Genomic DNA, 18,799 nt, shown 5'->3' with positions numbered 1-18,799 from the left:
TCAGCAGATCACCAACCGCGGACCGGTAGATTCCGCCCCGCCGCCACACGATCAGGCGACAGCAGATCCCATCAAAGACTCACGAACCGCCCACTTAGAACAGCCCGACACCGACGCCGTCCAGGCCCAGATGCGCCACGTCCTAGACGCCCTAGAGGCAATGCTGTTGCTTTACGGTTCTGCGGGTTGGGGGCGTTGGATGCGGACGGCTTGGACGCCGGTGCGGGTGGGCTGTGGCCAGGTGTGGTGTCCGGCTCGCTTGAGTCGGTAGTTGGACATCTTGCGTTTGACGACGCGAGGCTGGCTGCGTAGGCGTCTGTGTGGCAGGACGCGTTCGAGCAGGTCGTGTTGGAGCCAGACAAGGGCTCTGACCAGCAGCTCAGGGGGAAAAGCTGCCCGGCGTGATGGTCACGCTGCGCCGGGCGGAGCGCAGGGTTTCGGTGAAGGAGATCAGGTCGGGATCCAGGCCGCGGGTGGCGGCGGTTCTGACCATCAGCTCGCGCAGCGCGTGGTGGACGAGCAGGTGGGCCCAGATCTGCTGCAGGATTCCGTCGGGCGTCTTGCTGGTGAGCACGATGCGGGCGCCGCGTTGATGGGTCTTGAGCTCGGCGAAGACAGCCTCCGCTTCCCAGCGTTCCTGGTAGAGCGCGGCCAGCTCGCGGGCGGGGTAACGGCGGGCATCGAGCAGGCTGGTCACCAGCCGGTACTTCTCGCCTTTGCGGCGGGTGCCGTGCAGTTGGTAGGCCACCACCCGCACTGTGACCGGATCGCGGTGCGCGGGGTCGGTGTGGGCGTGGATGCGGGAGATCCAGGACCCGTCCCGTAACTGCCGCTCGACGGGAAGGATGCGGTTGGCGGGCACCCGCCACAGCAGATCGGCGCCGCTGTCGGTGAAGGCCCGCCAAAGCGGCACGCCGAGGAATTCCCGGTCGGCCAGGACCAGTTCGCCGGGCTGGCAGGAGCGGGGCAGGCGGCCCACCAGGGTGACTTCGCCGGTGCGGCAGCCGGCCAGTTCCGCGTCCAGGACGAGGTGGGTGCCCACCTCGATCAGACAGGCCATCCGCACCTGAGGAAAGGAGGACTTGTCGTGGCCGCGACTGTTTCCGGGACGGCCGAAGGCGGCCTCATTGGCCGGACTGTCGGCCACGTCCCAGCAGGTGCCGTCCACTGCCAGCAGCCGCAGCCCTCGCCAGAAGCAACCCGGCGTGGCCTCGGTGCCCATCGGCTTCGCGGTCGTGGCAAACAGCACCCGCAGTGGCTCCGAGCCCAGCCGCTGGCGAGCTCGAAACAGCGACGACTTCGCAGGGATGTGCCACTCGCCCAGCAGGCCCTGGCTCCGCAGGCCCTCGACCAGATGTCGCATCACCTCCAGATACGGAGCCGGCGAGAACAGGGCAAGGGCGAGCACGAAATACACCACCAATCGAGCTGGCAGCAGGCGTCTGCGCTGCTCGCCACGACCGCAAGCGGCCACCACACGATCGACCAACCCAGGCCGATACACCCAGGTCAGCAGCCCCAGCCCCGATAACTCGCCGACATCCGCAGACACCCGCACCACCCCCGGGAAGCACTACGAGGCAGCGTACGCCCGCAACTAAAACAACGGCATTGGCCCTAGAGGCCAAGTTCCCCAAGACCGCGGCCCACTTGGACGCCGCACAGGGCGACGTTCTGGCGTTCACCGCGTTCCCGCGTGAGAGCTGGAGGCAGATCTGGTCGAACAACCCGCAGGAACGACTCAACAAGGAGATCCGCCGCCGCACCGACGTGGTCGGCATCTTCCCCGACCGCGCCGCCCTGATCCGCCTGGTCGGCGCGGTGCTGGCCGAGCAGAACGACGAATGGACCGAAGCCCGCCGCTACATGGGACTCGACCTGCTGGCCAAGGCCCGCCTCCACCCGATCGAGTCAGAAACCGACGAGACCGCCCTGCCCACCGAACTCACCGCATAGCCTCAAAACCGAGATCACCGAGTGGCCGTCAATACACCACTCCCGCGGACGTGACCCAATCCCCGGTGGGAGCAAGTCGGCAGCATAGACCTCGAGAACGCGTTGTTCAGCGAGCGCAACCCGACGCGCAGTGCGATGGAGCGCACCGCGGCCCCGAAGAGTTCGCTTCGGGGCCGCGTCTGCGCCGTGCGGGAGTGCAGGGCGGTCGCCTACGCGGCGAAAAGCAATGCAGGGCTTCTGCCGAAAGGTCGTCCCTGCATGCACTGCGCACTGGGCGGAAGCGGACACCCCACCAAGCCGTGAACCCGCACCCGGCCGGGGCAAAGCTGTGCCCGCAATGACGGGGGAGACTGGCGGGGAGCGGTCACAGTCGCACCGTCGGGCCCGGGCCACCCGAGGAGACTCTTCGCGCAGCCCCGCTACTCTGCCGTCATGATTCGTGCAGTGGTGTTCGATGTTGGTGAGTGCCTGGTGGACGAGACCCGGGAGTACGGGACATGGGCCGACTGGCTCGATGTGCCTCAGCAGACCTTTCACGCGATGTTCGGCGCGGTCATCGCGCAGGGGCGCGACTACCGCGAGGTGTGACAGGAGTTTCGGCCCGGCTTCGACCTGTATGAGGAACGCGAGCAGCGGGCAGCCGCCGGGCAACCGGAGTCGTTCGGCGAGGACGACCTGTACGACGACGTTCGCCCCGCGTTGGCGCAGCTGCGCGCGGATGGCTTGTGGCTGGGCATTGCGGGTAACCAGACCGTGCGGGCCGGTCAGCTCCTGCGGGAGTTGTTCTCGACCGATGTCGATCTGATCGGTACCTCGGACGACTGGGGTGCCAGCAAGCCGGATCTTGAGTTCTTTCGGCGTGTTGCCAAGGTCGTCCCCTTCAGCAACGACGAGATTCTGTACGTCGGTGACCGTGTCGACAACGACTTGCGGCCGGCAGTGGCTGCGGGGATGCACACCGCCCTGGTCCACCGAGGTCCGTGGGCGATGATTCAGTGGCGGACCGAGGAAGCCGAGAGGCTCCCGACGTTCCGTGTCGAGAGCCTCTCGGAGCTGTCCGGTCTGATCAAGGACTTCAATGGCTCAGCGCGCTGACGGTCGTTGACCAGCCGTACAACCGGTCGTCGAGGTCCCGTACACATCGTTCGTGCTGGTGCGGCGCCAGAGTGCGCCGCACCTCGCGAACCCGGTCCATGCCCATGGCGTACCAGGTCCGCTCGAGCTGATCGAGGGCCCGAAGCGCATACGCGCAGGCCTCTTCCGGTCGGCCCGCGGCCGCCTCGACTGCGGCGAGGTCGCCAAGGACGACGGTCAGTTGCTTCTCCTCGATCGGTTCCAGGGCAGATAGAACCCCCAGCAGTGTGTCGCGCGCCTGGAGCACGTGCCCAGCCTTCAACTGCGTGTTGCCCTTGAAGGCCGCCAGCCGGACCGGGCTGAACCAGTCCAGCCACGGTGGGCTCTGGTTCTGAGAGCCCGCGGCCAGCACGTCTTCGGCGTGCCCGATCAGATGGAGTGCAGTCCGGGTGTTGCCGCACCGGGTTTCGCACTCCGCTTCAACCGCATCCAGCCACGCCAGCAACTCGGCGGACGCGGGACCGCGCCGCGCATAGGTGCGCGCGGCCACCATGCGCTCGACAGCATCGTCACGACGCCCTTCCCAGCCGGGCACGAACGCGGCGTGGGCGAGGGTTGCCGCGCCCAGCAAGGAGTCATCGGCTTCGCCGGCGGCCTGCAGCGCGCGCAGCAGGGTTTGTCCTGCACGATCGGGCTCGCGCATGTCGAAGAACTCAATGCGCCCGGCGAGCAGGTAGGTCTCGGCGAGCGCCTCAGCCACCGACCGCCTCGTCTTGCCTACGGTTTCGGTGAGCAGGGCGCACCCCAGTGCGGCGTGGGCAAGGGTGGAGGGGTGCAGGATGGCGGGGGCGACGGACCAGTAGAGATACCACGCCGCCGGAGCCGCCGCCCATCACGGTGTTCCTCCCGGACGGCCAGACGTTCTACCGAGGCCCGTGTCGACGGTCGGCTTTGTGCCGTGGCCTACAGCCTCAGGGATCGCCTGGCGAGAGGTGATGCCGAGCTTTCGGTAGATGCGAGTGAGATGGAACTCGACCATGCTGCGGGTGATGACCAGTTCCCTAGCGATTTCCCGGTTGGTCATGCCAGCGGCCGCAAGGCGCGCGACCGCAAGCTCACTGGCCGTGAGGTCCGCCGTCGTGTCGAGTACCCGGCGATGGAGATCACGCTGCCGTTCCTCCAGGACCAGTCGCCATTCGTCGAGCAGGCGTCCCTGCGCTTCGGCGAAGGAGCCGACTTCCTCCACCAGCGGCCTTCCTTGGAACTGTGACCGGGCGCGAAGCAGAGCGTGACGGGCCACTGCAAGGTCTCCCGCCGCTTGCGCGCGTTGTGCCAGCTGTTCCAGTGCCTGGGCACGCTGGAGGTCGCTCGACACGAGTCCCATGTTCAGGGCATAGCCACCGTGGGTCGTCGTGAGGACATTCCCACCAGCGAGCTCTGGGCGCTCGAAGGTCCTAAAGATCCTGCGGAGGCGGGAGACGTGCGCTGTAAGGGTTGACCCGGCGGTCGCGGGTGGCTGGTCGCCCCAGAGATCGTCGATGAGCTGCCCCGTGCTTGCCTGTCCCCCGCGCAGCAGCAGACCCAACAGCACGGCTCGCGGCTTGGGGGAATCCAGCGTCACCTTCTGGCCGTCTATCCGGACACTGAACTGTGCGGCCAGCACCGTGAACTCCAGCGGCTTCACCGTTTGGGTGTCGCTACCGAGCGCCGTCGCAAACCGCCCGGCCACCCGCTGCATGTCGTCAGGGCCCGAAGCCTGCCCGAGGACCGTGTCAACCACATCCTGGGCAAGATCTCGGACCGTCTCAGGCGCAGCGTCAGGGCAGGCGGCGGCGATCATCTCGCGCATCACCTGTTCTGCCGGGACCCTGTCCGTCATGATTCCACCGTAGCCCTGCGTCTGCGCTTCATCGGCTGTTGCAGCAAGCCCAGCACTTGTACGCCTGGGCCAGTCCCAGTGCCACCGTGCGCGCCAGGTTCTCTGTGTGCCGTGCTGCTTCGTCGGACTTCATGTCCTCCAACTCCTTCGCCCGGTCAGCTATGTGACGCATGATTCGTGTCCAATGGTCCTTGGCCAGCGTCCAATCGCCGCGGTGCGGTTTCAGTACGAATTCCTCGACGAACCGGCGCTCTTCCTCGCCCGCAGCATGCATTTCAACCAGGGATCTCATGCACCGCCCCCGGCTGGCGGCTCACCAGGCCCATCGGTCTCGCTCCGCATACGGTCGAGTACTTCGGCCCCGGATATAGACCTCCGACTGTCGATCTCACGGCTAACGAGGTATCCGGCCGCGCCGCCGACGAAGGCAGGCACGAGCAGCCATCCCGTCACCGACAAGACCACACTAAGCTCTGGATGCAACGTGTCCCTGGGCGACTTGATGCCGATCATGACCTCGTATGCCGTTCCCCAGCCCAACACAAGACTGCCCAGGACGTAGAGCGAACCGAACCCGGCACACCATCGCACCGCACGGGTCAGCAGCCAGTATTGTGCCCGATTCAGCCGGGACAGTGATCGAAACCAGTCACGCGCCCGTTCACGCCCGGTGTCAGGCGGGGCAGAAAGCGGCGGGTCGACCATGTGCTCAAACTACCGAATCGCGCCGCCACTTGAACCCACGTCCCTGCGTCAGCTCGCGGTGGGCCGCTCGCGCGTTGGCAAGCAGAACTCGAGCTGCTACGTCAACAATCCCTCTGGCCCCCTCCCCCCACTCGCCATTCGACCGGCAGCCGGACGATCAACCGGCGCTCAACCTAGTTCTGCAGCAGGGTGTCGTACAGGAGCTGCAGGCGGTCTCGGGCGAGGGAGGGCTGGCCGTGGTCCATCAGGTACCAGCACGCGCCACGGAGCGCCTTCCTTCCGTCTGTGGTGGTGAGGGAGGCTGGGTCCACGGCCAGCAGGTGCGGCAGCAGCACCTGCCACACCGGCCACCCCACCGGATCGGTCATGTCTTCGGGGGCCGCCGCGGTCAGGAGTGCTTCCGCATCCCGTAGCGCCTGCTCACGCTGGGATGGGGTGAGCTGGTCGGCCAGGACGGCCTGGGTCAGGCGGTGCAGCTGGAGGGTGCCGTTCTGGGTGCGGGCCAGGCTGTGCCGGGCGATCGCCTCCACCGCGCTCCCGGCGCGCAGCCGCGACGTCATCGTCTCGCTCAATGCGGTGCAGGTCTGATCGGGCAGACGGCCGACGCAGGCGGTCAGCGGGAAGGGCTCGGGAGCCAGCAGCGCGAGCGCGGCCAGCACGGCGGCGGCGCCCGGATGCTCGGTATCCAGACGGGCAGTGGTCAGCCGGACTTGCGCGGCCAAGGAGACCGGATAGTCATCCGGACGGCCCTCCGCCAGCACCTCATGCATGCTCCGGGCGAGTTCTGCCGTCAGATCGGCGGCCGACAGGCCCCGGGTGAGCAGCGCCGCGGCCTGGGCGAGCGCCAGGGGGAGGTCGTCCAGGGTGTGGGCGAGGTGGTCGGCGTCCTCGTCAAGGAGGTCGGCGCCTTGGGCGCGGAGCAGGGCGATGGATTCGGTACGGGCAAGGGTGTCCACGTCCAGCGGGGCGGCGTAGGTACGCCAGTGGGGGTTGCGCGAGGTGATCAGGACGTGCCCGGTAGTGCCGCCGGGCAGGAACGGCGCCAGGGCGCTGGGGTCTTCGGCGTTGTCGAAGACCAGCAGCCAGCGTGACATCGTTCCCAGCTCCCCCAGCAGCAGCTCGACCGCGGCAGCGGGCGACGTGCCAGCAGGCGCGGCGCCGATCCGGGCGGCGAGAGCCGCGAGCTGGCCGGGGATCAGGGCCGGGTCTTCCGCCGGGACCCACCAGGCAAGTTCGTACTCGCCAGCGAACCGGTAGGCGTACTCGATCGCCAGCTGAGTCTTGCCGACCCCGCCCCGGCCGTGCAGGGCCTGGACCGCAACCCGCTGGCCGGACGCGAGTGCCTGGCGCAGGTGGACTAGGAGGCTGTCGCGGCCGGTGAACGCCGCGTTGCGGGCCGGCAGGTTCCGCACCCGCGGCAGACTCCCCGGCAGGCGAGGACCGCTGGCGCCAACCTGCCGCACCACCCCACCCGGGCCGGGGAAGGGCGGCTCCGCATCCGGCCGTGCCGGGCCGTCGACCCCCTCCAGCAACACCCTGCGCGCCTCGGCCGGGCCCAGGTCGAACAGGTCGCGGCACAGCAGCGGGCGCAGGATCGCCGGCGGATCCACCCCGGACAGCCGCACGGGGGTGATCTTCTCCCGCATCGCCACCACCGCAGTCCACTCCGGGGTCGTGAACCGTTCTGGTTCGAAGTAGGCCGGGGAGAACAACGCCAGGAGCCGGCCGCGCTCGAGGGCGGCGTTCATCTTCACAACGAAGTTGTCGCCGGTACCCCAGTCCCAGTAATCCAGCTCGACCTGGTGCCCGGCGTCCAGGAGCTGCCAGCCGACCCACTCCGCCCACGCACGATCCGCCCCCGCATGGCTGATGAACCACACCCGGTCCGACCTACCGTCAGACGCCCACGTATCAGCCATCCATGCCCCCGCACCGTGCCGCCGTACGTCACCAACCAGGCTATGACCAGCGGCCCTTGACCCGCCCCACGTTCACCAGCATCCATCCCAGGTATCGGGAGGGCCCGGGGGATCTGCGTCGCATGCCGGTCGACGCGGACCCGCCGCATCGCCCGACCACCCCCGATCCGGGGCAGATACCCCGCCGCGGTACGTCCCGGCAGCGCACGGGCGGCCTCCAAGGATTCAGCAAGCGCCGTCGGGCGGGCGCGCACATCGCGTGGGTATCGGGCCCTTTCCGGCGCTGCAGCTCGTCGAGCCGGGCCTTCCGCGTCTGCGCGCGGTTGCTGAGCCAGGGCGGCAACAGTGGCATCCAGTGCACCTCTTGGTGGTAGACCAACCACCTCTCTGCTCCGCGTCAATAGTGCGCCGGCACCCATCGCCGGCAAGCCGGAGCAGGTCCAGGCCCAAGGACCACTGAACTTCTTCGATGTGGCTACCGATCGGGTGACGGCGTGCGAAGCGCAACGAGCGAGGCCCCCGGGCTGTTGATCGAGATGTCTGACGTCTCAATCACTTTGCTCGGGGGCCTCGTTGGTCATCTACCCTGCCGCACTCGACCTGCCGCATGCGCTCGTGGAGTGGGTGACCATAGTGGTTGTCATCCGTGAGGGCGACCGGCGCTGCAAGCTCCACCCGTCTCAGCGTGCGATGGTGGCACTGGTGTATCTGTGCGAGCACACCACCCTGGCGACGATCGCCGCCGGGTTCGGGATCAGCGAGTCCACTGCCCACGCCTACAGCAGCCGGGTCATCGACCTGCTCGCCGACCGCGCGCCGGGCCTGCTGAAGGTCCTGCGCGAGACCGGTCCCGACTTCGTCCTTCTGGACGGCACACTTGCCGAGTGCGACCGGGTCGGCGACGGACGGGCCGACTACTCCCACTGTGAGGATGGTGGCCGTGTCGTTCTGGCCAAGGCTTGACTCGTACTCTCACTGGCTGCTTGTGCGTTGTGTTTGATCTGTCAGCCTGGCCGGAGCGACACGTACCGGCACCGGGCCGGCGGAGCGTGTCCCGATAGGGGCCTTGGCCTCGAAGGCACTGTCACAGTCCTGACCGCTTCACCGACCGGCACTGACTATCGGTACGTCGTCGAACAGGAGCACTGTGACCACCCTCAGCATGTCTGCTGGCTTTCCTGCTGTCCACGCTGTCGGGGCCGCGGCCGAGCCGTGCGTGGTGGTGCTCGGCGTCGACACCCACAAGGACGTGCACGTCGCCGCCGTCGTTGACCACCTTGGCGGGCTGCTGAGCAGCGGGGAGTTCCCGGCCACCGCGGCCGGCTACCGTCACCTTCTCGATTGGGCGCGCCAGTGCGGGACGGTGCTGGGCTGGGGTGGAGTGCACCGGTTCCTATGGTGCGGGTCTGGCCCGCTACCTCGCGACCCAGCAGGTTCCGGTGGTGGAGGTTGGCCAGCCCGACCGATCCACCCGGCGCCGCCGTGGCAAGACCGATGCCGTCGACGCCGAGGCTGCCGCCCGGGCCGCGCTGTCCGGCATCGCACGGGCGCTACCGAAGAGCGGCGACGGGCAAGTGGAAGCGCTGCGTATGCTCGGCTTGGTGAAGAACTCCGTGGTCAAAGCCCGCGCCCAAGCCCTCAACCAGCTCAAGGCCGTGCTGATCAACGCTCCGTCCGCCCTACGCGAGGAGCTGGAGCCGCTCTCGACTTCGCAACTGGTCCGCCGGTGCGCAGAATTGGCCGACGCCCGCGAAGGCAACCCGGTAGCTGACGCGGCAGTCTTCACGCTGGGGCTGCTGGCACAGCGCGTTGCGCAGCTTCGGCAAGAAGCTACCGAGCTCGGAAGGCGCACGACCATAGCGGTCCGGGCTACCGCGCCCAGCCTGCTGAAGCCCTCGGGATCGGACCGGACAGCGCGGCGGCCCTGCTGATCACCGCAGGCGACAACCCGGAACGGCTGGGCAGCGAGGCACCCTTAGCCGCCCTGTGCGGTGTCAGTCCTGTTGAGAAGTCCTCAGGGAAGAGCCAGCGCCGTCGACTCAACCGCGGCGGAGACAGGCAGGCCAACGCCGCGTTGCACCGCATCGTGGTCACCCGTATGCGACAAGACGAGCGCACCCGCCTATACCTGGAGCGACGCACCGCCGAAGGAAAGGGGAAATGCGAGGTCATGCGCTGCCTGAAGCGCTACGCAGCCCGCGAGGTGTACCAACTGATCCGCGCGGACATGATCACCCGCCACCAGCAGCCTGATACTTCAGCGACCCTGATGACCGCAGCTTGACGAACATAGGGGCATCAAACACCGGCGCCACGGCGTGAACGTGCAGGTCGTTACCGACCCTGGTGGCCGACTGCTGTGGCTCTCGCCCCTTCTGCCTGGCCGTACTCACGACCTGACCGCCGCCCGCACCCACCGGATCATCCGGATCTGCGAGCGCCAGGGCGTTCCCATCCTGGCCGATCTCGCCTACCAGGGCGCCGGCCCGTGGCTGACCACCGGCATCAAGCGCAGGCCCCTGCGGGAACTCACCCCCACCGAAAAGACCCTCAACCGGGCGCCGGCCGCTGCACGCGCACCAGTCGAACGCGGCGTCGCGCGCTTGAAGTCCTGGAGCATCTTCCGCAGGTCCCGGTGCAGCCCGAATCGAATGACGTCAATCGCCAAAGCCATCCTCACGCTGGAGCGGCAACGCTCAAGAAGCTCACTGCGAGCGGGCCGCCCCTGCGAGCCGTGCGGGGCGCGACGCCCTCAGGTATGCGCGCCGAACGGGTTACCGCCGGGCCGCGCGGCGACGTACGAGCAGGACCGTACCCGCACCGGCGGCTACTACCGCAGCCGCGGCGCCCGCGAGGGGCAGCGCAGGACCGGAACCGGTGGCGGCGAGGTCACCGCCGGTGGTGGAGGCACTCCTAGAAGATCCGGTGGCCGAGGAGCTGCCGGTGGTCCCGGATTCCCCCGTCGTCCCGCCTCCGCCGGTGGAACCCGAACCGCCCGCCGACCCGCTCCCGCCCGTCGAACCACTGCCCTCGACGTCGAGCAGGATGTCGGCCTTGTCGTTCGCCTTGTTCACGTCGTACGGGCGGGATTCGGCAGTGAGGGCCACCGAGCCCTCGGCCCCCGCCACCGCCTTGTCGATCTTCAGCTTGAAGGAGTAGGTGTTCACCTGGTCCTCCTCCACCCAGCCCTGTGCGATGTAGCAGTCGTAGGTTCCGGGTGCCGGCTTCTTGCAGTTCGGCGCCTTGACCGCGGTCGTACCCGAGGGAATCTTGATCAGGACTCGGGTCGGCACCGGAGGGCCCAGTTCCACCAATACCCAAGCGGGGCCGGCGTTGGTGAACTTCACCTGCAGGTCGATCGTGTCTCCGACCCGGCCCTCCAGCCGCGCTCCCGACACCTGGAAGTCGGCCGTGTTCGCCGCGTTCACCCGCACCCGGGCCTCGGCATAGTCGGGGTTCCCCGAGCTACTGCCGGTGAGAACGGAGCCGGGCCGCTCCACCAGCTTCGCCGCAGGAGCGGTTCCGCGCACGGGCCCGTGGGCGCCCTCGTCGGGGCCGAAGTCCCAGCTCCCGACGGCGACTTCGAGATCGTCGTACAGCGCCCGGTCGAGAGCCTTGAGGGTCAGCTTCTCGGGCGCGTAGACGACATCCGGCTCTACGGCCTGGTCGAACTCGCAGGTCATCTGGGATCTGGCCGGCAACTCGTCGTACGAGTTGATGTCCCACCGCACGCAGTTCGAGGGCATGTCGGCGTAATCCAACCCCTGGGTGACGGTGTACCGCAGCCAGACCTTCTCCAACGCCTGGGTGCCCTTGTTACCGAAGGCGACCGGCGCCTCAAAGGTGCTCCCCGGCTGCACTGCGCTGATCGGCGCGATGGTCTCCAGCACCAGCCCGGTCCCGGAACCATCAGCCACGGCGCAGGGAGCGGTGCTCAACGTGATCAGCGCGCCGGCGCCGATAGTTCCGACAGCCCTGCGAAGGGTACGGAAGCTGTGATCGGAGCGGATCATGAAATTGCCTCTGGGTGATGTGACGAAGATGGGCGGTGAGCCGGGGAAGGCAAGTTGCGTACATCAGACACACACCGACGTCCAACAGTTGTACCGGCGTCCGTCGCGATCGGCCGCAGGGTTGCCGAGGGGTGAGCCTGCTTTCCCGGGGCCTACCGACGAACTCCCTCACGGCCGCAAAGGCGCTCGAAGCCAGTCGTCGACCGTCTTCTTGTACGGCTCCATCCGTGGCGAGGTCCGCACCGGACGCTTGCGCGGCTTCGCCACCGGTGAGGCCAGAGCCTCCCGCACCAGACGCCGGTGGACGCCGTACTTCCGCGACAACGCCCGGACCGACAGGCACGACAACAACAGCGTCGACCAGCCGTGGCAGCACGCCGTATGGATCACCCCGGAGCACCAGGGGGTCTGTGGCCCGGCGGCGTTCATCCAGTCGGACTTCACCACCGGAGACCACGGGAACTTCGAGGTGGTCGTACCCTTCACCCGACCCCAAGGCGGGGTCGGGCTACGGCAGTTCTGGAGCGACAACAGCAGCGGCACCCTCGTCTGGCGTTCCCCGGAAGCGGATGACGGCGCCAGTCTCGACATCCTCCACGGCGTCGGCGAGGTCGCGTGTAGCGCATACAAATCGTGCGACCACGAGCTGGGGGTGTGGCGCAAGCCTTGCTGACCGCCGCTCACTCCCTCGCCAGCAGTTGGGCCGGGGCGATACGGGACATGGCCCGGATCGGGAGGGAGAGCACACCACAGACCAGGCCGACCCCGGCCAGGGCCGCCAGAAGCGCTGCACCGGCCATCGTCAACAGCCGCCCCTCCCACAATCCCTGACCGATCATCAAGACGGTGGCCAGTCCTGCGACGGCTCCGGTGAGGCCGCCCAGCAGGGCGAGGCCGGCGCCCTCGTACAGGGCGAGGCGGCTGAGTTCGCGCCTCGACCAGCCGGTGGCGCTCAGTACGGCTAGGTCGGCGGCCCGCTCCCGCTGAGAGAGGACCAGGACGTCCACGGCGCCGGCCGCGCCGAGTACCAGCGACAGGGCGACACTGAGGTAGTCGGCGGTACGGGCCTGGGCGACGACGGCGTTGCCCAGCAGCGAGCCGGCCACCTGGCCGCGGAAGGCGAGGGTGAGGGAGAGCAGCACGGTGAACGCTGCCACGCCGAGCGCCAGACCGGCCGCGCCGAGCACGGTCCGGCCGGGGACGCGCAGCAGGTTGCGCAGCGCGAGGCCGGCCACCGACCGCACGGCGACCGCCCGTCGGACACCGGTGACCGGGGGTGTGACGGCGTCCAGCGGCTGCACCCGGGTGGCCCGCCAGGCGGGCAGCACGCCCGCGGTCAGCGCGAGCAGCAGGGCGACGGGCAGCACGAGGGCCGCCTTCGCCGCCGAGGTGGGCAGGCCGAGCAGGGCGCCCAGGCCGTAGGCGAGGAGGGCGCCGAGCGTGCCCGCGGCGAGCCCGATCACCGCGAGTTCGCCGAGGATCAGCCGGAGGATCTCCGGCGCGCTCCAGCCGACGCAGCGCAGCGTGCCGATCTCGGTGCGGCGCGAGCGCACGGAGGCCAGGGCGCCTTGGGCGAGGAAGAGTCCGCAGACCACCAGGACCAGTCCGAACAGCACCGCGCTCTTGGTGTCCACGGCCCGCAGGATCCTCAGGGCGACGCCCTTGGCGACCCAGTACTCGGTGACCTTGACGCCTCCCGGCAGTGCCACGGTCTGCGGGGCGGGCGAGCTGCCGACGGTGACGTCCACCTGGAGCTTGGGGTAGGCGGTGCGGATCTGTCCGGCGACGGAGTTGACGCGGGCGCGGGAAGCGGGGTCGACGCCGGTCACTCCGGCCACCCGGATGCGGATGGCGCTGACGGGTGCCTTCTCCTGCGCGGTGGGCTTTCTGCGGCTGTGGGTGATGACGGAGAGCGAATCGAGCGTGGTGAGCAGGGTGGGCGGCGGACTGAGGTAGCCGCCGAGGTTGCGGTCGGGGCGTAGCGGCTGGTTGCCGAGGGCGGCCCGGGAGGCCATGTCGGCGCCGGTGACCTGCGGGGGCCGGTAGGTCTCCAGGGGGACCTGGGAAAGGGCGGAGAAGCCGCGCAGTTTGTCGGTGTCGTAGCGGCCGACGATGTTCAGGACCGGTGTCGGGCCACGCCCGGCGTCCTTGCCTGTGCACGTCTTGAAGGCCATGCAGTCGGTGGCTGCGTGGGCGGTGACCTCACGGAACTGAGTGCCGGTGTTCTCCTCCGGGACGTTCGGCACCAGGTCGTCCTCGACGTTGGTCCGCCACATGTCGCGCGGCTGGGCGGAGCGGGTCCGCGCGGTGAGACCGTCCTCGGTGGCGCGGTAGTCGACGGGGCCGGCGGTCCAGTACAGGGGTACCTCGAAATCGTCGTCACTGGTGATGGTGCGGAAGCCGGCGTCGAGGTCGGCGGTCACCTCGCCTGCGGCGCTGCCGTGCAGGCCGTTGACGTAGTCGTGGGCCTGGGGGCTCGCCAGCTCGGCGGGCAGGGCGGCGGGATCGTCGACGTCGAGCCGCTGGACGGTGGCCTTCAGGGCGCCGGCAGTGAGGGTTCGGCTGCTGAGGATGACGGGGACCTGGTAATCGTGCTGCCGTTCGGACTCCACCGGGTTCAGGTCGAAGGCGTCGGGCCCCCAGAAGGGCTTGTCCTTGCCGGTGAGCATCCGGCCCGAGGTGACCGCGCCGCCCAGACCGACCAGCCGGTCCTCGGCGGCGGGGTCGATCGCCGACAGGAGCACCGGGTAGGCGACCGGGATCTGCGCCGTGGCCTTGCCGTCGCCCGGTATGCAGGTCATCCGGGAGCGGGCGTCGGGGGTGAAGGCCGTCTTGGGGACGGGGTTCCACACAAACAGCGGCTGGGGCAGCCGCTCACCGAGGATGTCGAATGTGTCCCCCTTCTTGTCCTCGTTGTAGAACCAGCACACCGCGTACTTCTTGTCGCCGGCGATCTCGTGCTGGAGGTCGGGCCAGGTGTTCTCGGCCTCGTTCCACTTCTCGTACGTGACGATCGGTTTGCGGGTCAGGTAGACGTACTGGTCGGCCATCGGGTAACTGCTCAGTCCGGCCTTCAGCGTCGGTGTAAGGCGCAGGAGTTGGGCAGGCGCATCGCTGTCGCGGAAGGCGGACACGTCGACCGGGACCGTGCTCTGCACCATGAGGTAGCCGATGTTGGCGACCGGTGCGGCGGTCTCGATCCCGGCGAGGGACTTGATGTGTTGGTACTGGCCGAGGGTGATGCCGCCGAAGATGCCGGACAGGAAGTTGGCCTCGACCAGGCCCTGTTTCTTCTCGACGTCGCTGCCGGCGCCCGGCGGTCGAACCAGGAGGTCGTAGGCGGAGCGGGAGCTGTCCTCGACGAGGCCGGTGGTGCGGGCCTGACTGGTGGTGACCGTCGCGCTGAGCAGGGTGAAGCTGGTGGCGGCGACCAGGATGCCCGAGGCGAGCGCCAAGGCGCGGGAGCGGCGGCGCCACAACTGGGACAGGATCATGGTGATCACGGGCGCAGGCCTCCGAGCCGGTCGAACACGTCGTCGTTGGGGGCGACTCGCTCGTCGGCGACGATCCGACCGTCGTGCAGCCGGACGATCCGGTCGCAGCTCACGGCGACTTCGGGGTCATGGGTGGTGAGCAGCAGGGTCATGCCGTAGCGCTCGCGCAGGGAGAGCAGGAGATCGATGATCTCCCGGCCGGTCGCGCTGTCGAGGTTGCCGGTCGGCTCGTCCGCGAGGAGCAGGCCCGGGCGGTTGATCAATGCCCTTGCTGTCGCGACCCGTTGCTGCTGGCCGCCGGAGAGTTCGGATGGCAGGGCGTCGGCGCGGGCGGCGAGGCCGACGGCCTCCAGGACTTCCATGGCGCGGGCCCGCCGGTCGAAGTCCACCCTGCGGGGCAGCACGGGCGCGAGGACGTTGTCCAGCACGGTGAGCGCGGGCAGCAGGTGGAAACGCTGGAAGACGAACCCGATCTGGCGACGGTGAGCGTCAAGTTGACGGGCCGTCAGTTCCGCGCCGTCGACCTCGATCACCCCCTCGTCCGGCCGATCCATGCCGCCGGCCAAGTGCAGCACGGTGGACTTCCCCGAACCCGACGGGCCGGTGACCGCGACCGCCTCGCCGTCGCCGATCTCCAGATCGACGCCATCCAGGGCGACCAGCCCCGGATACCGGCGGGTCACGCCCCTCAACCTCACGCCCACTGCCAGTCCTCCTACATTGTGACAATGCAGCGGTACATTGTCACAATCCAGGAGGTGTGTAAATTGCCGCTGCACCACGCCGTGCTCGCCCTGCTGACCGAGGGGAAGAGTCATGGGTACGAGCTCAAGGGCCGCTTCGAGGAGGCCATCGGCCCGCAGTGGGGCGGCCTCAATATCGGCCACCTGTACCAGATCCTCGACCGGCTGGTCCGCGACGGCTTCGTCACCCGCTCCCAGGTGGCCCAGCCGGACCGGCCCGACAAGACCCTCTACCAACTCACCCCGGCCGGGCAGCAGGAGGTGCGGGAGTGGGCCACCAGTGCGTGGGTGCGCACGGGCGGGTTCCGCGACGAGCTTTTCCTGAAGCTGTTCGGCGCCCGCGCGCTCGGCGCCGAAGCGCTGGAGGAGTTCGTCGCGGCGCAGCGCCAGACCTACCTCTCCGAACTCGCCGGACTGACCCGGCTGCGCCGCACCCACACCGGCGACCCGCTGGTATCCCTCCTCCTCGACGCGGCCATCGGCCACACCAAGGCCGACCTGGGGCTGGTGGAGGGCGCGGCCGTGCGGCTCGCGCCGGCGGCCGGGCGGGGCGGGACCGCGGCCGACGGCGACTCAGAGGAGGTCAGCCGCCGTCGCCCGGCCTGAAGGGGCTCACCTGCGGGACCGTGTTGCCCGTGCTGGAGACCTTGCCGCCTTCCACGCCACCTTGAACGACTCGGTCTCGTCGGGCGGGATGACGAGGACCGCCACCGGGGGCACGGTGGTCACGCCGGTGACCTCCCGGTTAGTGAACGTCAGCGCCGACCGCGCCCTGGCGCCGGGCTTCAGCGTCACCCGCAGCCCGGTTCGAGAAACTGCGCGCGCCAGGGGCTGGCATCGTGCCGCAGTGGCTTACGGATGCCGTCCGCACGCAATGGGACCTGAACCTGGCCGGCCGACACGTCGACGACGTCGTCCTGCTGCGCGAGGCCGGGCCGTACGCGTTCAGCCGCGCCACCTGGGAGCTCAACCTGGGCTGCGACTACGACTGCGTGATGTGCTACCTCGGCCCGAAGCGGTTCGAAGGCCTGGACATCGACGGCAAACGCACACTGTTGACCATCCTGCGCGACGCGGGCGTGATCTGGCTCCAGATGACCGGCGGGGAGCCGCTGATCGACCCCGACTTCCCCCAGTCCTACCAACTCGCCTACGAGCTCGGCATGCAACTGGAGATCCTTTCCAACGGATCCCGGCTCCACAACGACCGCATCCTCCACCTGCTGCGCACCCACCCGCCGGCCAAGCTCACGCTGAGCCTGTACGGCGCGACCGCCGCAACCTATGACCGGGTGACGCGCCGCCGCGGCGGATTCGACCGCTTCACCCGCGGCCTGAACAAGGCGCTCGCCGCGGGCCTGAACCTCGACCTGAGCCTGATCATCGTCCGGGACAACGCACACGAAGCAGACGCCATGCGCACCTGGGCGCGCCGTCTCGGGGTGGCGTTTCGCGAGTACGCCACCATCTCGCCGACGATCCACGGCACCGCCGAACCGCTGCCGCAGCAGTCCCCCGAACACCTGACCCACCGGCAGCCGTTCACCGGCTGCCCCGCAGGCGTGACGTTCTTCCACGCCAACCCGTTCGGACACGCGTCGATCTGCAAGGTCGTCCGCGAACCGCACATCGACCTGATCACCGAGGGCGTGCAAGACCTCACACGGCTCGGCCGCATCGCCGACTCCCTCATGCTTCGCACCGGAGGATGCAGCGGCTGCACCCTGTCCGGCACCTGCAGGGTATGCCGGCCGATGGCAAAAGTCCTCCAGGAGGCGAAGGCACCACTCAAGCACTACTGCCAACACGGAAAATGAGGTAGCCACATGACCACTGTCATGATCGAACTGACCCGCAAACCAGAACCCGACACACAAGACCCGGACCAGATCATCTTCGTCGCCGACGTGGAAGAACTGACCGCCCACACCCTGCCGGGCTGCGGAGAAGACAACCCCTACAACTAGCCCCACCCGAGCCGGGGCCGTGCCACCGCGCGGCCCCGGTGCCCCCACGCATAGGAGCAACCCCTTTGCCCACGCTGCGGTTCACCCAACTCCCGGACACCGTGCTGCGGCTGATCGAGAAGAGCAGCGGCCCCGTCATCGACACCGAGACCATCAACACCGGCCTCAACAGCGCCATCGCCGCCCGCGTACAAACCGCCCAGCGCACCCTGTTCGTCAAGGGACTGCCCCTGGATCACCCGCGCGTGCGGACCCAGCAGCGGGAGGCGGATCTCGGCCCGCATTTGAAGGGCATCGGGCCAGCACTGCACTGGCACATCCAAGAGGACGGCTGGAGCCTCCTGGGCTTCGAGTACGTGCCGGGCCACCACGCCGACTTCGCGCCCGCCTCCCTCGACCTGCCCGCCCTCACGGCCACCATGACCCGACTCGCCGCCCTGCCCACGCCACCGCTCGAACTGAAGTCCATGGCGCACCGGCTCAGGACCTACGTGGACGACCCCGCAGACCTCACCTGGTTCGCCGGCAACAGACTCCTGCACACCGAATGGAACCCCCACAACATCCTCATCACCAGCCACGGAGCACTCCTCGTGGACTGGGGATGGGCCTCCACCGGCGCCCCCTGGATCGACCCCGCCCTCTGGCTGCTCTGGCTCATCGCCCACGGCCACACCCCACAGCAAGCCGAAACAGCAGCCGCCGCCCACCCGGCCTGGAAAGACGCCCCGCCCCAGGGCCTCAATGCGCTCGCCCGAGCCCAACAGCGCCTGTGGGACTCCATCGCCGCCCAGAGCCCCGACGACTGGGCCAACCCGATGCAACAGGCCGCCACCGCCTGGCACCAACACCTCCAAACACAATCCTGACCCCACCCCATGCCCCTCCAAGGCCCGCCCTGCAGGACAGTTCGGGGCTTCCAAGTAGCTGCACGAGACTGGCGCGATCTTGATCGGGCACCTCCGCAGACTCCGCTGCTCGACGACCCGGATAGGCTCAATGTCGACCTGACCCGCGGCAAGATCCGACGCGGCCTGCTGCGGAATACC

Annotated in this window: 14 protein-coding genes and 6 pseudogenes; 10 read left to right on the top strand and 10 right to left on the bottom strand. The window is 68.7% G+C overall.

Features of this window, described 5'->3' with window-relative positions:
• Nucleotides 1-379: 379 nt before the first annotated feature.
• Nucleotides 380-1,552, bottom strand: coding sequence for an IS4 family transposase (locus ACIOHP_RS15285; RefSeq protein WP_401887536.1), 1,173 nt, complete (start codon nucleotides 1,550-1,552; stop codon nucleotides 380-382).
• Nucleotides 1,553-1,617: 65 nt separating this feature from the next.
• Here ACIOHP_RS15285 and ACIOHP_RS15280 point away from each other — a divergent pair.
• Nucleotides 1,618-1,956: pseudogene (locus ACIOHP_RS15280) on the top strand (transposase); the annotation flags it as partial.
• Between the two features lie 432 nt (nucleotides 1,957-2,388).
• A pseudogene (locus tag ACIOHP_RS15275) lies at nucleotides 2,389-3,051 on the top strand (HAD family hydrolase).
• On the opposite strand, the pseudogene ACIOHP_RS15270 reads toward ACIOHP_RS15275, so the two are convergent.
• The 5 genes and pseudogenes from ACIOHP_RS15270 to fxsT all read right to left on the bottom strand — a co-directional run.
• Nucleotides 3,032-3,895 (bottom strand): annotated as a pseudogene (locus tag ACIOHP_RS15270) (transcriptional regulator); the annotation flags it as partial. The pseudogenes ACIOHP_RS15275 and ACIOHP_RS15270 sit on opposite strands and share 20 nt — an antisense overlap.
• Before the next feature lie 27 nt (nucleotides 3,896-3,922).
• Nucleotides 3,923-4,909 carry a LuxR C-terminal-related transcriptional regulator gene (locus ACIOHP_RS15265; RefSeq protein ID WP_401887534.1) on the bottom strand — a complete coding sequence of 329 codons (987 nt, stop codon included), beginning with the start codon at nucleotides 4,907-4,909 and terminating at the stop codon, nucleotides 3,923-3,925.
• A gap of 28 nt (nucleotides 4,910-4,937) precedes the next feature.
• The gene (locus ACIOHP_RS15260) at nucleotides 4,938-5,201 is read right to left on the bottom strand and encodes a DUF6313 family protein (RefSeq protein WP_401887531.1); all 264 of its coding nucleotides are present in this window, start codon (nucleotides 5,199-5,201) and stop codon (nucleotides 4,938-4,940) included.
• On the bottom strand, nucleotides 5,198-5,614 hold the full coding sequence (locus ACIOHP_RS15255) for a DUF6313 family protein (protein WP_401887529.1): 417 nt from the start codon (nucleotides 5,612-5,614) through the stop codon (nucleotides 5,198-5,200). Before ACIOHP_RS15255 ends, ACIOHP_RS15260 begins: the two co-directional genes overlap by 4 nt.
• A gap of 173 nt (nucleotides 5,615-5,787) precedes the next feature.
• Nucleotides 5,788-7,494, bottom strand: a complete 1,707-nt coding sequence (gene fxsT, locus ACIOHP_RS15250) for an FxSxx-COOH system tetratricopeptide repeat protein (RefSeq protein ID WP_401887525.1) — start codon at nucleotides 7,492-7,494, stop codon at nucleotides 5,788-5,790.
• Nucleotides 7,495-8,106: 612 nt separating this feature from the next.
• Between fxsT and ACIOHP_RS15245 the strand changes: the two are divergent.
• The 3 pseudogenes from ACIOHP_RS15245 to ACIOHP_RS15235 all read left to right on the top strand — a co-directional run.
• A pseudogene (locus ACIOHP_RS15245) lies at nucleotides 8,107-8,457 on the top strand (transposase family protein); the annotation flags it as partial.
• Nucleotides 8,458-8,695: 238 nt separating this feature from the next.
• Nucleotides 8,696-9,817, top strand: a pseudogene (locus tag ACIOHP_RS15240) (IS110 family transposase).
• Nucleotides 9,818-9,833: 16 nt separating this feature from the next.
• Nucleotides 9,834-10,229, top strand: a pseudogene (locus ACIOHP_RS15235) (transposase family protein); the annotation flags it as partial.
• Between the two features lie 78 nt (nucleotides 10,230-10,307).
• Here ACIOHP_RS15235 and ACIOHP_RS15230 read toward each other — a convergent pair.
• A complete protein-coding gene (locus ACIOHP_RS15230) occupies nucleotides 10,308-11,471 on the bottom strand; it encodes a hypothetical protein (RefSeq protein ID WP_401887522.1) in 1,164 nt (387 codons plus the stop codon).
• Nucleotides 11,472-11,757: 286 nt separating this feature from the next.
• Between ACIOHP_RS15230 and ACIOHP_RS15225 the strand changes: the two genes are divergently transcribed.
• A complete protein-coding gene (locus ACIOHP_RS15225) occupies nucleotides 11,758-12,219 on the top strand; it encodes a hypothetical protein (RefSeq protein ID WP_401887519.1) in 462 nt (153 codons plus the stop codon).
• A gap of 7 nt (nucleotides 12,220-12,226) precedes the next feature.
• Here ACIOHP_RS15225 and ACIOHP_RS15220 read toward each other — a convergent pair whose 3' ends face one another.
• Together ACIOHP_RS15220 and ACIOHP_RS15215 are read right to left on the bottom strand one after the other, a co-directional pair.
• The gene (locus ACIOHP_RS15220) at nucleotides 12,227-15,040 is read right to left on the bottom strand and encodes an FtsX-like permease family protein (RefSeq protein WP_401887579.1); all 2,814 of its coding nucleotides are present in this window, start codon (nucleotides 15,038-15,040) and stop codon (nucleotides 12,227-12,229) included.
• 5 nt (nucleotides 15,041-15,045) lie between these two features.
• A complete protein-coding gene (locus ACIOHP_RS15215) occupies nucleotides 15,046-15,723 on the bottom strand; it encodes an ABC transporter ATP-binding protein (protein WP_401887517.1) in 678 nt (225 codons plus the stop codon).
• Between the two features lie 75 nt (nucleotides 15,724-15,798).
• Here ACIOHP_RS15215 and ACIOHP_RS15210 point away from each other — a divergent pair, with 75 nt between their 5' ends.
• Entirely contained in the window at nucleotides 15,799-16,389 is a 591-nt protein-coding gene (locus ACIOHP_RS15210) for a PadR family transcriptional regulator (protein WP_401887515.1), read from the top strand.
• A 6-nt stretch (nucleotides 16,390-16,395) separates the two neighbouring features.
• Here the strand turns inward: ACIOHP_RS15210 and ACIOHP_RS15205 are convergent, their stop codons facing one another.
• The gene (locus ACIOHP_RS15205) at nucleotides 16,396-16,578 is read right to left on the bottom strand and encodes a DUF4232 domain-containing protein (RefSeq protein WP_401887512.1); all 183 of its coding nucleotides are present in this window, start codon (nucleotides 16,576-16,578) and stop codon (nucleotides 16,396-16,398) included.
• Between the two features lie 44 nt (nucleotides 16,579-16,622).
• Between ACIOHP_RS15205 and ACIOHP_RS15200 the strand changes: the two genes are divergently transcribed.
• The 3 genes from ACIOHP_RS15200 (at nucleotide 16,623) to ACIOHP_RS15190 (ending at nucleotide 18,619) form a co-directional block, all read left to right on the top strand.
• Nucleotides 16,623-17,600: a radical SAM protein gene (locus ACIOHP_RS15200; protein WP_401887509.1), complete on the top strand. Its 978-nt coding sequence runs from the start codon at nucleotides 16,623-16,625 to the stop codon at nucleotides 17,598-17,600.
• Between the two features lie 9 nt (nucleotides 17,601-17,609).
• Nucleotides 17,610-17,750, top strand: coding sequence for a hypothetical protein (locus ACIOHP_RS15195; RefSeq protein ID WP_401887507.1), 141 nt, complete (start codon nucleotides 17,610-17,612; stop codon nucleotides 17,748-17,750).
• A 65-nt stretch (nucleotides 17,751-17,815) separates the two neighbouring features.
• Entirely contained in the window at nucleotides 17,816-18,619 is an 804-nt protein-coding gene (locus ACIOHP_RS15190; protein WP_401887505.1) for an aminoglycoside phosphotransferase, read from the top strand.
• The last annotated feature ends 180 nt before the right edge of the window (nucleotides 18,620-18,799 follow it).

It is taken from the genome of Streptomyces sp. NPDC087859, assembly GCF_044742595.1.
GTDB lineage: Bacteria > Actinomycetota > Actinomycetes > Streptomycetales > Streptomycetaceae > Streptomyces > Streptomyces canus_F.
This window is presented reverse-complemented; position numbering and strand designations above follow the sequence as displayed.